The organism is Bacillus sp. FSL K6-0993, assembly GCF_037977205.1.
GTDB lineage: Bacteria > Bacillota > Bacilli > Bacillales > Bacillaceae > Bacillus > Bacillus subtilis.
Genome location: NZ_CP150275.1, coordinates 3,980,609 through 3,995,562, shown reverse-complemented (window position 1 = coordinate 3,995,562; position 14,954 = coordinate 3,980,609). Strand labels below are relative to the sequence as shown.

The window sequence follows — 14,954 nt, the reverse complement described above, 5'->3', positions numbered from 1 at the left end:
TAAAACTTGCAATATTTTTGGAATAAAAAAGAAAGCCGCAATGCTGCCAATCTGGCAATTGCGGCTTTCTTATATTAGTTACGGATTAGGTAATCAAACGCGCCGAGGGCGGCAGTTGCACCTGATCCCATAGAAATAATAATTTGGTTGTACGCACTGTCTGTGCAGTCGCCGGCAGCAAATAAGCCTGGTACGCTTGTCGCGCCGTGTTTGTCGACAATGATTTCGCCGATGCGGTTGCGTTCAACCGTTCCTTCTAACCATTCTGTGTTTGGCACGAGACCGATTTGGACGAATACACCTTGAAGTTCAACGTGTTTTTCTTCGCCTGTTTCGCGGTCTACATATGTGATGCCGTTAACACTCTGATCACCTGTGATTTCTTTTGTTTGTGCGTTTTTCACGACAGTAACGTTAGGCAGGCTGTAGAGACGTTTTTGCAGGACTTCGTCTGCTTTCAGTTCCGGCGCGAACTCTAGCACAGTAACGTGATTGACAATACCTGCAAGATCAATCGCTGCTTCGATACCAGAGTTTCCGCCGCCGATTACCGCAACGTCTTTGCCTTCAAACAATGGCCCATCACAGTGCGGGCAGTATGCGACACCTTTGTTTTTGAACTCTTGTTCACCAGGTACGTTGACATTGCGCCAGCGTGCACCTGTTGAAAGGATCACTGTTTTACTTTTCAGGACAGCGCCGTTTTCGAGTTCAAGTTCGAACAGATCTTTTTTCTCAAGGCGTTTCGCACGCTGAAGGTTCATGACATCAATATCATATTCCTTCACATGCTCTTCAAGACTTGCCGCAAGCTTCGGTCCTTCCGTCGCTTTGACGCTGATGAAGTTTTCGATGCTCATGGTGTCGAGCACCTGTCCGCCGAAGCGCTCAGCCACAACACCAGTGCGGATGCCTTTACGTGCAGTGTAGATCGCTGCACTTGCACCAGCAGGTCCGCCTCCGACAACAAGAACGTCAAACGGCTCTTTGTCAGCAAACTCAGATGCATCTGTGCCGCTGCCCATTTTCGCAAGAATTTCTTCAAGCGTCATACGGCCGCTTCCGAAGGATTCGCCATTCAAGTAAACGGTCGGCACTGCCATGATGTTTTTGCTTTCAACTTCTGCTTTGTATGCTGCACCGTCAATCATCGTGTGCGTAATGTTCGGGTTCAGCACGCTCATCATGTTTAAAGCTTGTACAACATCAGGACAGTTGTGGCATGTCAGGCTGATATAAGATTCGAAGTGGTATTCACCACTGATCTTCTTCACCTGATCAATGACTTTTTGGTCCACCTTAGGCGGTCTGCCGCTCACTTGGAGCAGCGCCAACACTAATGATGTGAATTCGTGGCCCAGAGGGATACCGGCGAAAGTCACGCCAGTGTCTTCTCCGACACGATTGACACTGAAGCTTGGCGTTCTGTTTAATTCAGCTTTTTCAACTGAAATTTTCGATGACATGGAAGCCAGCTCATCAACGAGAGCCAGCATGTCCTTAGAAGTGTCATCTTCGCCTGCGCTAACTTTGAGAACAATGTCATTCTCAATTAGCTGCATATATTGATTTAATTGTGCTTTGATGTTTGCATCAAGTACCAATTGAATGCACTCCTTAGATTTTACCTACTAGATCAAGGCTAGGTGTAAGAGTTTCGCCGCCTTCTTCCCATTTAGCCGGGCAAACTTCACCTGGGTTTTGACGAACGTATTGAGCTGCTTTTACTTTGTTTACAAGGTTGCTTGCGTCACGGCCGATACCGCCTGCATTGATTTCTACAGTTTGGATGACGCCGTCTGGATCGATGATGAATGTTCCGCGGTCAGCAAGACCAGTTTCTTCGTCAAGAACATCGAAGTTGCGAGAGATTGTTTGAGATGGGTCACCGATCATTGCGTAAGTGATTTTGCCGATTTTTTCAGAGCTGTCATGCCAGCCTTTGTGTACGAAGTGAGTATCTGTAGAAACAGAGTAGACTTCAACACCTAATTCTTTAAGAGCAGCATATTGTTCTTGAAGATCTTCAAGCTCAGTTGGGCATACGAAAGAGAAATCTGCTGGGTAGAAGCAGAATACGCTCCATTGGCCTTTCAAATCTTCGTTTGTTACATCGATGAATTCACCGTTTTTGAATGCTTTTGCTTCGAATGGAAGTACTTCTTTACCGATTAAAGACATAATGTATATTCCTCCTAAAAATGTATTAGAAAGCATATTCGCTTTCAATAATAATTCTAATTATATATGAATTATTAATTAATATATATTTTTTGTCAAGCGATAACCTACTTTTTTTCAACTTGTTTAAGGTATGACAGGTAGGATTTAGGTATTTCTTTTATAACAGATGAGATGATTGATATGGATTGATTCTCAATTAGACAAGGTTTTCAGGAACTTTTGTAAATCAGAATGACAGGCCGTTTTGGCATTTGAACATTTTATGACACCATGGGAAAGGGCAAAGAACAATGGCCAAAAGCAGAATAGAACGGAATAGCAGGCATGCTGTCACATGATCATCTTGGGGATTGTTTCTAGCTAATATTGTATCACTGTTTATGATATTTAAAACATAACTTATGTCTTCTGTTGTTTGGGATAGAAGAAAAAAACACGGTTCAGTTGAAACTGACCGTGTTTTTGATGATAGGTTATTCAGACCAATTCGTATGGAAAACGCCGTCCATATCAGTCCGTTCGTACGTGTGAGCGCCAAAGTAATCGCGCTGCGCCTGCAAGAGGTTCGCATTGGAACGCCCTGTGCGGTAGCCGTCGTAATAAGAGAGCGCGGTAGTTAAGCATGGGAAAGAGATTCCGGTGCTGATACCCTCGCAAACGACTTTTCGCAGGCCTGTTTGATAGGCATGGAGCTTATCTGTGAAATAAGGCGCGATCAGCAGGTTAGCCAGATTTGGCTGCTCACTGAATGCTTCGCTGATCACGTTTAGGAAATCAGCGCGGATGATGCAGCCGCCTCGGAAAATCAAGGCAATGTCTTTGAGCGGCAGATTCCAGCCGTAAAGCTCAGATGACATCTTATATTGGGCAAAGCCTTGTGCATAGGCGCATACTTTCCCCATGTAAAGAGCCTGTCTGACGTATTCAATCCAGGTGTCTTTATCCAAGTGTTTTTCTTCGGCTTCCGGGCCTGCTAATACGTCTTGAGCTGCCATCCGTTCTTCTTTTAAGGATGACAAGTAGCGGGCGAACAAGGACTCTGTGATGATCGTGGACGGGATGCCGTTATCAATCGCCTGCATGCTCGTCCATTTCCCAGTGCCTTTTTGTCCAGTTTTATCAAGGATGACATCGATCAGAGGCTGCCCTGTTTTTTCGTCTTTTTTGCGTAAAATCTCAGCTGTAATCTCTATTAAATAGCTTTTCAGCTCACCTTGATTCCATGTTTCAAAAATAGATGCAATTTCATCTAGCGGCAGACGAAGCGTTTCTCTTAGAAACGTATACGCTTCTGCAATCAGCTGCATGTCGGCATACTCAATGCCGTTGTGCACCATTTTTGTAAAGTGCCCTGCCCCTTTTGGTCCGATATAGACACAGCAAGGGTCATCTCCGACTTGGGCTGCGATTTTCGTCAGGATAGGAGCGGCTTTCTCATAGACGTCGCGATCTCCGCCCGGCATGATGGAAGGCCCTGTTAATGCGCCGACTTCACCGCCGGAAATGCCGACTCCCAGGTAGCCGATCCCTTTTTCCTTCAGCTCGTCATATCTTCTTTCTGTGTCTTCATAGTGGGAGTTTCCTCCGTCCATGATGACGTCGCCTTCTTCAAGCAAAGGCTTTAATGATTGGATGACGGAATCTACGGGTTTTCCCGCTGTGACCATCAAAAAGATTTTTCTTGGTTTTTCTAACGATTGAACAAAGTCCTCAAGCTCGTAATACGGGCTGAGAGATTGTCCATCCAGCTTTTGGACAAGCTGGTCCGTTAAATCTCTGGTGTAATTATAGACAGCGACGTTTTCACCTTTATTTGCCATGTTTAAGGCGATGTTGCTTCCCATTACGCCTAAGCCTATGACACCAATCGTATTGAACATGTGTTACAGCTCCTTCTTAATTTCATACAACTAAACTTAACAATAAAATGAATCCCAGTCCAGCAACGGAAATAATGGTTTCCAGCAAAGTCCATGTGGCAAATGTTTCTTTCATGCTTAATCCGAAGTATTCCTTGAACATCCAGAAGCCGGCGTCATTGACGTGTGAAGCGATGACACTTCCGGCGCCTGTTGCGAGCACGACTAACGCCAGGTTAACATCAGAATGGCCCAATAACGGGATGACCAGACCTGTTGTGCTTAGTGCGGCAACAGTCGCTGATCCTAGAGAAATGCGCAGGATCGCCGCGATGAGCCATGCCAGAATGATTGGTGATAATGCCGTTCCTTTGAATAAGTCTGCTACGTAATCGCCGACACCGCCGTTGATCAGCACTTGTTTGAAGGCGCCGCCTCCTCCGATGATCAAAAGCATCATGCCGATTTGTGAAATGGCAGTTGAACAAGAATCCATCACGGTTTTGACTGGAATGTTGCGCTTGATGCCCATTGTATAGACTGCGACCAATAACGAAATAATCATAGCAGTCGATGCGTTTCCAATCAATCTGATAAAAGCTAAAACTCCGTTATCTGCAAACCCGATTGTTTCTTGAAGCAGGTCGATAATGGTCGCGACCGACATGATGATAATCGGGAGCATTGCGGTAAAGACACTGATTCCAAAGCCAGGTGTTTCTTCAAGGTTAAACGTTTTTTGTGTGCCGAGTGATGCAATATTGCCGTTTTTCGCAAATGATGCAGGAACGATTTTTTTCGCGAACTTTGTAAATAACGGCCCTGCGATGAGCACTGTCGGAACAGCAACGATAAAGCCGTACAGCAGCACTTCTCCAATGTTTGCGCCATACTCACCGGCGATCGCCGTAGGTCCCGGGTGCGGCGGCAGGAAACCGTGTGTGACGGATAGTGCCGCGACCATCGGGATTCCGAGAAATAAAATAGAAATCTTCAATTCTCTTGAAATCGCAAAGACAATCGGAATTAATAGAACCAGTCCTACTTCAAAAAATAACGCAATCCCAATAATGAATGAGGCAATGACAACGGCCCATTGAATATTTTTCTCACCGAATTTGTTGACGAGCGTCATCGCAATGCGCTGTGCGCCTCCTGAATCCGCGATCAGCTTGCCCAGCATCGCACCGAGTCCGAAGATGAGCGCGATGTGGCCAAGAGTCCCCCCTATTCCTGCTTCGATGGAGCTGACAACTTTATCGAACGGCATCCCGAGTGCCAGTGCCACGCCGAACGATACGACCAGCAGGGAAATAAATGTGTTTAATTTTAAGCCCATAATCAGAAATAGTAATGCTAAGATCCCAAGTGCAACGATGATTAACGGCATGGTAATGCCCTCCCCTTCATGTCATGTACTATTTGTGTGTGATTAAGCCCCTCTGATAATCTGCAATTTGTGTATATTGATTTTCTAATAATCTTGATAGATTGATGAAAATCGGCATTAATGTTCTGTATTCCTTGGCTGAGTCTTCGATCGGCGTATGTCTGTATGTGCTGCCGATCATGTCGGACACGGCGTCGAAAGAGTCAATTTTTCCTGTTGCATACAGGCCTAAAATGCAGGCGCCGAGACATGAGCTTTCGTAGCTTTCCGGAACGACAACCTCTGATTCGAAGATATCCGACATCATTTGGCGCCAAACCTCTGACCTTGCAAATCCCCCTGTCGCTTGGATGCGGGTTACCGGGCCATCCATGCATTCAGTTAACGCCAAGAACACAGTGTACAGGTTGTAAATGACGCCTTCCAATGCCGCGCGTATCATATGCTCTTTCTTATGCGACATGGTCAGACCGAAAAATGAGCCGCGTACATCCGGATTCCACAACGGAGCGCGTTCTCCGGCGAGATATGGGTGGAACAGCAGACCGTCAGAACCGGGTCTGACGCGTTGGGCAATTTTCGTCAGCACGTCATATGGATCAATGCCCAGCCGTGTCGCTGTTTCGATTTCGGAGGAGGCAAACTCGTCTCTGATCCAGCGAAGGACGATGCCCCCATTGTTCACAGGTCCCCCAATAACCCAATGCTTGTCCGTCAAGGCATAGCAAAAAATTCTCCCTTTTTCATCGGTTTGCGGCTTGTCAATAATCGTCCGGATGGCACCGCTTGTACCGATGGTGACGGCGATTTCTCCCTTTTTAATGGCGTTGACGCCGAGGTTGGACAGCACGCCGTCGCTGGCGCCGATGACAAAAGGCGTTTCCGGATCGATTCCCATCTGGATCGCAATTTCCGGGCTGCAGTGCTGAAAGATCTCGGTTGTCGGCACGAGTTTGGATAAGTGATCCGGCGTGATGCCTGCGATGCGCAGTGCCTCTTCGTCCCAATCCAAGCCCTTCAGGTTCATCATGCCTGTCGCTGATGCTAATGAGTAATCGATGACATACTCATTGAACAGCTGTTTAAAAATGTATTCTTTGATGCCGATATATTTTTTTGCCTTGGAAGCGATTTCTTTCCTTTCATTCGTGATCCAGGCAATTTTACTTAACGGTGCCATCGGATGAATCGGTGTTCCCGTCCGTTTGTACACCTCATGTCCGTTCAATTCCTCTTTGATCTTATGCGCCCAGCCTTCACTTCGGTTGTCGGCCCATGTGATGCATGGCGTCAGCGGCTTGTCATTTTCGTCGATTGCAATGACGCTGTGCATGGCGCTGCTAAACGAAATGAATGAGATTTGTTTTTCGGGATGCTGTTTTGTAATTCTCGCTGTTGTATGGATGACTGCCTGAAAAATCTCTTCCGGATTTTGTTCGGCTGTTGAGATGACCGGTGTATAGAGCGGGTAGCCGATGCTTTCTTTCTGTACCACATCCCCGTTTTCACTGAACAGCACAGCTTTTGTGCTTGTCGTGCCGATATCGATTCCTAACATATAACTAGTCATTGTTGTATTCAGCTCCTTTTGCCAGCATTTGTTGTGAGAGCCATAGGTCTTCTACCTTATCCTGCACATCATCAAAGTTTTGGTGAAGAGACTGAATCATCAGCGCCCTATCCTTTGTTTTGATGGCTTGAATATAAAGCTCGTGGTTATCTAAAATCCTTGTGAAGTCTTCATACTTTTCCTTTAACCGTACCCGCATCGATAAAAGAATAAAGCTTTCCATGACGGGTTTTAGATTGTTCCAGATCATCTGAATGTATGAATGATCAATCGCTCGGATAATGGTTTCATGGAACAGCACATCTTGAAATGAAAATTCATCAGCGTCCTCATATTTGATTGAGACTTTCATCATTTCAAAAATTTTGCTGAGATCCTTAACTAAAGGCTCAATGTCTATTTTGACAAGCCGTTCAAAGACAAATGTTTCTAATAGTAAACGCACATCATAAATTTCCGCGATTTTCTTCTCAGTTAAACCAATTACGACCGCTCCCATTCGTTCTAAGCGGATGATTTTTTCGGATGCGAGTATTTTTAGCGCTTCGCGAACCGGCGAACGGCTTACTGAAAACTCGGCGGCGATTGTATTTTCTGATAAAATGGTACCGCTTTCAATCAGGCCTGAAACGATCCGCATTCTCAGCTCGTATGCGACACGAACCCCAGTTGACGCTTTTGAGAGCCATTTTGCGGGATACAACAGGTCTTTGGAGTCTAGCATACACTCACCTTCCTCACTCAAGGAGTATACTTGTATACAAGTATGATAACGTGAATATTTCTTTTATGCAAACACTTTCATTTCTAATTTTTAATAAAATTTTTTCCAATCATTATGGTATTTATTTCTAAATGGAATATGGTACATTGGAGATAACTAGCATAAGTGAATCATGTTTTGAAAGAGGCGATTTGGATGAAAATCATCATTGCACCTGATTCTTTTAAGGAAAGCTTATCAGCTCTGGAGGCAGCCGACGCGATCGAAAGAGGTTTCAAATCGGTCTTTCCGGGTGCTGATTACAGAAAATTGCCGGTGGCGGACGGCGGCGAGGGAACCGTTCAATCTTTGGTCGATGCGACCAACGGAAGGATCATAGAGCAAGTTGTCACAGGGCCGCTGGGGGAACCGGTGAGAGCTTTCTTTGGCATGATGGGAGATGGGAGAACAGCTGTGATTGAAATGGCTGCTGCTTCAGGGCTGCATCTGGTGCCTGTAGATAAGCGAAATCCGCTCATCACTACAACAAGGGGAACGGGAGAATTAATCGGAGCAGCTCTTGATGCGGGAGCGGAGCGGTTGATCATCGGAATCGGCGGAAGCGCCACGAACGACGGGGGAGCCGGGATGATTCAGGCATTGGGCGGAAGGCTTCTTGATAACTCAGGCAGCGAGATTGGCCCAGGGGGCGGCGCATTATCTCAGCTTGCATCAATAGAAGTCAGCGGGCTTGATTACAGATTGCGGAATGTCAAACTGGAAGTTGCCTGTGACGTGGACAATCCGTTAACAGGACCAAAGGGCGCTACGGCTGTTTTCGGGCCGCAAAAAGGCGCGACGGCCGACATGCTGGATGTACTAGACAAGAACTTAAGCCATTTCGCTGATATGGCAGAAAAAGAGCTCGGATCAACCTTCCGAGATACAGAGGGCGCCGGTGCAGCGGGCGGTCTTGGATGGAGCCTGCTGACTTATCTTCAGGCTGACCTGAAAAGAGGCATTGATATTGTCCTTGAAGCGGTTGATTTTGAAAATATCGTTCAGGATGCAGATCTTGTAATAACCGGCGAGGGACGGATCGACAGCCAAACGGTTCATGGAAAAACGCCGATTGGCGTAGCCAAGGCGGCTAAATCATACGATGTGCCCGTCATCGGCATTGCGGGATCAATATCCCGAGACAGTGATGCCGTCTACCAGCACGGAATCGATGCGCTTTTCAGCATCGTTCCCGGAGCCGTGACTCTAGAAGACGCGTTTGAACATGCCGCAGAATATATGGAAAGAACGGCGCGGGACATTGCTGCGTCTATCAAATTGGCGAAAACGATGTTTCTGATATAGCCGATGCACATGCCAATGCATAGCCATCCTTCTTTTTGGGTAGAGACAGTTAACACACATGAGGAATTCATCCCAGAAGGAGGACGCAGATATGACTGTACAAGAAATCAAAGGCAAAAAACTAGTAAAAGGCATTGCGCCAAATGTGGAGCCGGAAGCTCTGTTAAATGATAAACGAAAAGTATTTTTGTTTGGTTCCCCTAGTTACACAAACATTGGCGACCAAGCGATTGCGTATGCGGAAGAGAAATTTATCAAAAATCATTTTCCGTATTATGAATACATTGAGATTATGGATTATGCGACGGATGAGGGCATTGAACTGGTGAAGGAGATCATTCGTGAAGACGATATTGTCTGCTTTACAGGCGGAGGGAATTTAGGAAACCTTTATCTCGATATTGAGGAAGACAGAAGAAAGGTCTTTTCGGCGTTTAAAGATTACAAATCAATTTCTCTGCCACAATCCGTTTATTTTGAGGATACAGAGGAAGGACAGAAGGAAAAGAAAAAAACACAGGATGCGTACCATCAAAATACAAATTTAACGATTGCTGCGCGTGAGACGCAAACACTGGATGTTGTGAAAGAGACCTTCAACTCCAATGTGATCTTTACACCGGACATGGTGCTTTCCTTGGATATTGTGCCGCGAGAGCTCGAGCGGGACGGCGTTCTCTTTATTTTAAGAGCGGATAAGGAGAAAGTGACTGACGAAGATTTTATGTCACAGATGAAGAAATGGGCAGAAAAAACAACTTGCACAGAGCGTACCGATACGGTGCTGGATACGGTCGACACCATCGACTACGCCGACCGTGAAAAGCATTTTATGGAGATGCTAGACCGCATCGGCTCCAGTAAATTGGTGATTACCGACCGCCTTCACGCGATGATTTTCTCGATTATCACCAAAACACCTTGCCTTGTCTTTGGAAACAGCTATGGCAAAGCCAAACATTCATATCGGGATTGGCTTGAAAGCTTAAACTTCATTGAGTATACGGATAAGAATGATGTTGAGGAGCTGGAGCGTATGATTGACCGCCTGCTTCAAGCAGAACCGAATGACGTTGATTTATCTAAGGACTTTCAGCCGCTGGTTGATTTTTTTGCTTCTTAAACGAAAAAGACTGCCCTCACCCGGGGCAGTCTTTCTTTGTTAAATATGAAACAGCCAGACGACGAGCGGGCCGAAGAATGAGCCGAGCACCGCACAAAGCGTCATGGAGACGGAACTCATGGAGACGGCCAGTTCTCCATATTCCAATGCTTTGGAGGTACCCAGTGCGTGGGAGGCGCTGCCTAATGCAATGCCTTGTCCAAGGGAACTGCGTATGCGAAGCCATTTTAGGAAAAGCGGCCCGAGAATGACGCCTGAGAAGCCCGCAATCATGACAAATACGACTGTCATGGAAGGGACGCCGCCAAGACCGGCGGCGATCTGAATAGCGACAGGGGTTGTGATCGACTTTGGCAGAATGGATAATAAGAGATCATGATCAATCCCGAATGCTTCTGCGAAGATCAGCCCGCTGATCATTCCCATGCATAATCCGACCAGGACGCCGCCTAAAATAGGAACACAATGTTTGACAATGATATGCCATTGTTTATAAAGCGGATAGGCCAGTGCCACGACAGCCGGCCCAAGCAAAGAATTGATCCATTTCCCCCCGATCATATAGCCTTCATAGGAAACATGAAACATCATCAAAACCGCTACAATCAAAATGGTCGTTGTCAGAACAGGGATAAGAAATGGAAGCGGGAATCGCTTATAGAGTTTGACCATCGCTAAATAAGCGGCAACTGTTAAAAGAATTATAATGATCGCGATACATGCTTGCTGCATTTCTCTTTCTCCTCCCGTTTTTTTGCTTTTTTCTCTAATAGCTGGCTGGCGAATCCAGCCGCAATGATCGTGACGATGGTGCTGAGAACGACTGTAATCAGCAGCATCAGCCCATTGAATGAAATAAGAGACGGGTAGTTTATCACTCCTGTCATTGCCGGGATGAACAACAATGGTAGGAAGGATAATAAAAACCCTGCTCCGTCTTCAATGATGGAGACGGGAACAATACGGAGGCCCAAGCAGATCAGAAGCAATACCAATCCAACGATGCTTCCTGACACGGGTAAATGAAACAGATGCTGAATGGCTTCCCCGATCATAAAAAATACATATAATATCAACACTTGCAAGATAATTCGTATGACTTTCACATCAAGTGCTGCTCTCCAATCAGAACAGCTTCCTCCTTTCTGGTGCTTGCTTCTAGGATGGTTCTGAGGAATCGCTTTACTTTCTTTTTATATGATTGTACTATACAAGTATAATGATTGATTTAGTCATATAACGACTTGTATTTATTCAGTTAATGTACATTTGTATTATACAAGTATATATGGTGTTGTCAATGCCGGAGATTGGAATAGGGAGCGAGAGCGATTGCAAAATCAAAATCCAGTTGAATTAATTGAATATGAGCTGACGACTTTTATCAGGAGAGCTGTTTATCTGGATCAATCAGAGAAAAGAACAGGGAATTTGGAGAGATCTTCGTACTTATTACTGAGACAATTGGATGAGTTTGGGCCTGCTCGTGTTAAGGAATTGGCAGAATCGTTTAAGCTTGATATTTCTACTCTTTCAAGACAAGCAGCTGCATTAGAGGCAAAGGAGCTCATCTATCGCTTCTCAGACCCATCTGATGGGAGAGTCAGCCTGTTTACCATTACAAAACTCGGCAAACAACTATTAAAAGCCGATCAGCAAAAGCGCCTTGAACGTTATGAACAGATGCTGAAAGAATGGTCAACACAGGAAAAAGAGATGTTCGGCGAGCTGCTGCAGCGTATGAACAAGGCTTTTATCGATTAACAGCTAAAAAACCCATGGTTCCGCTGGAACAGCATGGGTTTTTCTTATGGTCAGAGATTATCTGCATCGTTTGGCGGCAGCCCAAGCCACTAGTCCGGCAACAACAGCCGCCGATACAATGGGGCGCTTCGTTGCTTTCGTGTAATAGCTTCTAGACCGCATCCATCCTTTATTTGTGCCTCTGTCATGCATACCGCAGCCCGCATCATAAAGAGCGCTTTCTTCTCGCGGTTTGGACGGTCTTTCGGCATGCTGGCTGTGATACATGATTTTTTCCATCAGTCTGTCGGTCAGACGAGGGAAAAGCGCACCCAGCATGGCGATGGCTTTGGCCTGTGAGCCGATGTACATGTCGCGCTTAGGGTGTTCGGCGGCAAACAGGATAGCTTCGGCGACCGCTTCCGGCGGATAGATCATGGAGCGGTAATGAGCCGGCTGTTTGTCGAGGTAGCTGTGCGCATGCTCGTTATAAGGTGTGTCAATTCTGCCGGGGTGGATGAGCGTTACCGACACGGGCGCCTGTTCCTTTTCGAGCTCCATTCGGATGCTTTCCGTCCAGCCGTGAAGCGCAAATTTGGCAGACGCATATGTGGATTGAATGACTGTTCCCCTGTCTCCGAACAGGCTTCCTACATTAATGAGTGCGCCCGGCACACCTTTGCCGGTGTAGTGTTTGACAGCCGCTCTTGTTCCGTAAACAGGTCCCCAGAAATTTGTGTCGAACATGCGCTTCATGTCTTCAACGGTGACGTCCATGGCATGTCCGAAAGTCGAGACGGCCGCATTGTTGACCCATGTGTCAAAGCGGCCGAATGTGTTGATCGCGGTTTCTGCGATGCGGTTGACGTCCTCTTCTTTTCCGACATCCGCCTTTACCCATATGGCGTCGTGCCCTTTTTCCTTAAGTTCATCAGTGAGCTCCTTCAGCGCGTCTTCATTTCGCGCTGCTGCCACGACCTTTGCGCCTTTTTCTGATGCCATACGTGCCGTGACAAGTCCGATTCCGCTTGAAGCGCCGGTAATGACGATCACCTGATCCTTAAGCTTTTTCAGTTTGAGCTTTGTTTTTATGGCGGGGTTTTGTCGTTCAAGCTGTTCTGTATTCGTGACTGAATGATCGATTGTCATTGAGAGATCCCTCCTAGACGCTGTTTTTGTACATTTACCCCATCCGGAAGGGTCTTACCCCTTTTGACAATCACAGGGTTCTTTTTTATATTATATAAGTCGCTCTACCATACCTAGGAGGGAATGTTTTAATGACTAGCAGAGGAGATTCACGTGAAAAAATCCTTCACACGGCGTCACGTCTGTTCCAGCTGCAAGGATATCACGCGACAGGTTTGAACCAGATTGTAAAAGAAAGCGGTGCTCCTAAGGGATCGCTTTATCACTTTTTTCCGAATGGCAAAGAAGAATTAGCAATTGAAGCGGTTACATATACAGGTAAGATCGTTGAACATGTGATACAGAAAAGCATGGATGAATCCTCTGATCCTGTTGAAGCGATTCAGCTTTTTATCAAAAAAACAGCCAGCCAATTTGATAACACAGAAAGCATTAAAGGTATTCCAGTCGGTTTGCTGGCGAGTGAGACAGCGTTAATCAGTGAACCGCTGCGGACGGTTTGCATGAAGGTGTTTAAAAGCTGGGAAGCGGTTTTTGCCAGAAAATTAATGGAAAACGGATTTGCAGAAGAAGAAGCAAATCAGCTTGGAACGCTGATTAATTCGATGATTGAGGGCGGCATCATGCTTTCGTTAACGAATAAAGACAAAACGCCCCTTCTTCTCATTGCCGAACAAATACCAGTGCTGGTGAGAAAAAAAGGGTAGCATTTTGTTATCCTTTCTCCTACAATTATATAGAACGGTCTAGTAAGATACAATACATTATATAGACTGGTCTAAATTTGAGGAAGCGATAATATGAAAACATTATGTACACATTCATTGCCTAAAGAAAAAATGCCTTATTTGCTCCGGAGCGGAGAAGGCGAGTGCTATCTGTTCGGCAGACAGGTTGCCACGGTGATGGCGAATGGGAGGAGCACAGGTGATTTATTTGAGATCGTGCTTCTTTCCGGGGGAAAAGGAGATGCCTTTCCGCTTCATGTCCACAATGACACACATGAAGGGATTCTCGTTTTGGACGGGAAGCTTGAGCTGACACTTGATGGTGAACGCTATTTATTAATATCAGGTGATTATGCGAACATTCCGGCGGGAACACCGCACAGCTACCGGATGCAGAGCCACAGAACAAGACTGGTATCTTACACGATGAAAGGAAACGTAGCGCACTTGTATTCCGTTATTGGGAATCCGTATGATCACGCTGAACATCCGCCGTACGCAAGCGAAGAAGTCTCAAACGAGCGATTTGCAGAAGCAGCCGCTGTAGCGGACATTGTATTTCTAGATGAAGGAAAGCCTGCATGTTCGGCCAAATTAGCGGAACTTACAGAGCTGCCAGATGGAGCGGTTCCATACGTTCTTGAATCTGGAGAAGGAGATCGCCTGTTGACTGGAGATCAGCTTCACCGCATTGTGGCTGCACAAAAAAATACAGATGGCCAGTTTATCGTCGTATCGTCTGAAGGCCCTAAAGGTGACCGAATCGTTGATCACTACCATGAACATCATACAGAAACATTTTATTGCCTTGAAGGTCAGATGACGATGTGGGCAGATGGCCAGGAAATTCAGCTGAATCCGGGAGATTTTCTGCATGTCCCTGCAAATACCGTTCACTCCTATCGCCTTGATTCTCACTATACAAAGATGGTGGGCGTATTGGTTCCTGGTTTATTTGAACCGTTTTTCCGGACGTTAGGCGACCCGTATGAAGGCCACATCTTCCCATGTGAGCCTCAGGCTTTGCGCTTTGATCGCGTTTTGCAGAATATCGACGCATTAGATTTAAAGGTGATGAAACCATAAAGATGACAAGATTGTAAGGTTTTCATGCCGGCCTGACACCTAAATCGATGTTTC

The 14,954-nt window shown here is 46.0% G+C and carries 14 protein-coding genes; 5 read left to right on the top strand and 9 right to left on the bottom strand.

The genetic code is table 11. The annotated features are described in order from the left end of the window. Positions 1-74: 74 nt before the first annotated feature. The 6 genes from ahpF to gntR all read right to left on the bottom strand — a co-directional run bounded on the left by ahpF (position 75) and on the right by gntR (position 7,727). Positions 75-1,604 carry an alkyl hydroperoxide reductase subunit F gene (gene ahpF / locus MHH79_RS20675; protein WP_038428098.1) on the bottom strand — a complete coding sequence of 510 codons (1,530 nt, stop codon included), beginning with the start codon at positions 1,602-1,604 and terminating at the stop codon, positions 75-77. A gap of 13 nt (positions 1,605-1,617) precedes the next feature. Next, positions 1,618-2,181: an alkyl hydroperoxide reductase subunit C gene (ahpC, locus tag MHH79_RS20670; RefSeq protein WP_015483942.1), complete on the bottom strand. Its 564-nt coding sequence runs from the start codon at positions 2,179-2,181 to the stop codon at positions 1,618-1,620. Positions 2,182-2,657: 476 nt separating this feature from the next. Then, entirely contained in the window at positions 2,658-4,064 is a 1,407-nt protein-coding gene (gene gnd, locus MHH79_RS20665) for a decarboxylating NADP(+)-dependent phosphogluconate dehydrogenase (protein WP_014478511.1), read from the bottom strand. Positions 4,065-4,086: 22 nt separating this feature from the next. Then, complete coding sequence (gene gntP, locus MHH79_RS20660; RefSeq protein WP_003243139.1) at positions 4,087-5,433, bottom strand: gluconate permease GntP; 1,347 nt, start codon at positions 5,431-5,433, stop codon at positions 4,087-4,089. 28 nt (positions 5,434-5,461) lie between these two features. Continuing rightward, the gene (gntK, locus tag MHH79_RS20655; RefSeq protein WP_340034880.1) at positions 5,462-7,003 is read right to left on the bottom strand and encodes a gluconokinase; all 1,542 of its coding nucleotides are present in this window, start codon (positions 7,001-7,003) and stop codon (positions 5,462-5,464) included. Next, entirely contained in the window at positions 6,996-7,727 is a 732-nt protein-coding gene (gntR, locus tag MHH79_RS20650) for a gluconate operon transcriptional repressor GntR (protein WP_015483938.1), read from the bottom strand. Before gntR ends, gntK begins: the two co-directional genes overlap by 8 nt. 195 nt (positions 7,728-7,922) lie before the next feature. Between gntR and MHH79_RS20645 the strand changes: the two genes are divergently transcribed. Together MHH79_RS20645 and MHH79_RS20640 are read left to right on the top strand one after the other, a co-directional pair. Then, positions 7,923-9,071, top strand: a complete 1,149-nt coding sequence (locus MHH79_RS20645; RefSeq protein WP_340034879.1) for a glycerate kinase — start codon at positions 7,923-7,925, stop codon at positions 9,069-9,071. Between the two features lie 91 nt (positions 9,072-9,162). After that, a complete protein-coding gene (locus MHH79_RS20640) occupies positions 9,163-10,194 on the top strand; it encodes a polysaccharide pyruvyl transferase family protein (RefSeq protein WP_047183471.1) in 1,032 nt (343 codons plus the stop codon). A gap of 39 nt (positions 10,195-10,233) precedes the next feature. On the opposite strand, the gene MHH79_RS20635 is transcribed toward MHH79_RS20640, so the two are convergent. Then, on the bottom strand, positions 10,234-10,926 hold the full coding sequence (locus MHH79_RS20635) for an LrgB family protein (RefSeq protein ID WP_014478506.1): 693 nt from the start codon (positions 10,924-10,926) through the stop codon (positions 10,234-10,236). Then, a complete protein-coding gene (locus MHH79_RS20630; RefSeq protein WP_009968420.1) occupies positions 10,896-11,300 on the bottom strand; it encodes a CidA/LrgA family holin-like protein in 405 nt (134 codons plus the stop codon). Before MHH79_RS20630 ends, MHH79_RS20635 begins: the two co-directional genes overlap by 31 nt. A 226-nt stretch (positions 11,301-11,526) precedes the next feature. Between MHH79_RS20630 and MHH79_RS20625 the strand changes: the two genes are divergently transcribed. After that, on the top strand, positions 11,527-11,958 hold the full coding sequence (locus tag MHH79_RS20625; protein WP_003243994.1) for a MarR family transcriptional regulator: 432 nt from the start codon (positions 11,527-11,529) through the stop codon (positions 11,956-11,958). Positions 11,959-12,015: 57 nt separating this feature from the next. On the opposite strand, the gene MHH79_RS20620 is transcribed toward MHH79_RS20625, so the two are convergent. Then, complete coding sequence (locus tag MHH79_RS20620) at positions 12,016-13,086, bottom strand: SDR family oxidoreductase (protein ID WP_015385136.1); 1,071 nt, start codon at positions 13,084-13,086, stop codon at positions 12,016-12,018. Positions 13,087-13,217: 131 nt separating this feature from the next. On the opposite strand from MHH79_RS20620, the gene yxaF reads away from it, so the two are divergent. After that, positions 13,218-13,793 carry a transcriptional regulator YxaF gene (gene yxaF, locus MHH79_RS20615; RefSeq protein ID WP_015385135.1) on the top strand — a complete coding sequence of 192 codons (576 nt, stop codon included), beginning with the start codon at positions 13,218-13,220 and terminating at the stop codon, positions 13,791-13,793. Between the two features lie 93 nt (positions 13,794-13,886). After that, positions 13,887-14,900, top strand: a complete 1,014-nt coding sequence (gene qdoI, locus MHH79_RS20610) for a quercetin 2,3-dioxygenase (RefSeq protein ID WP_340034878.1) — start codon at positions 13,887-13,889, stop codon at positions 14,898-14,900. Positions 14,901-14,954 lie beyond the last annotated feature (54 nt).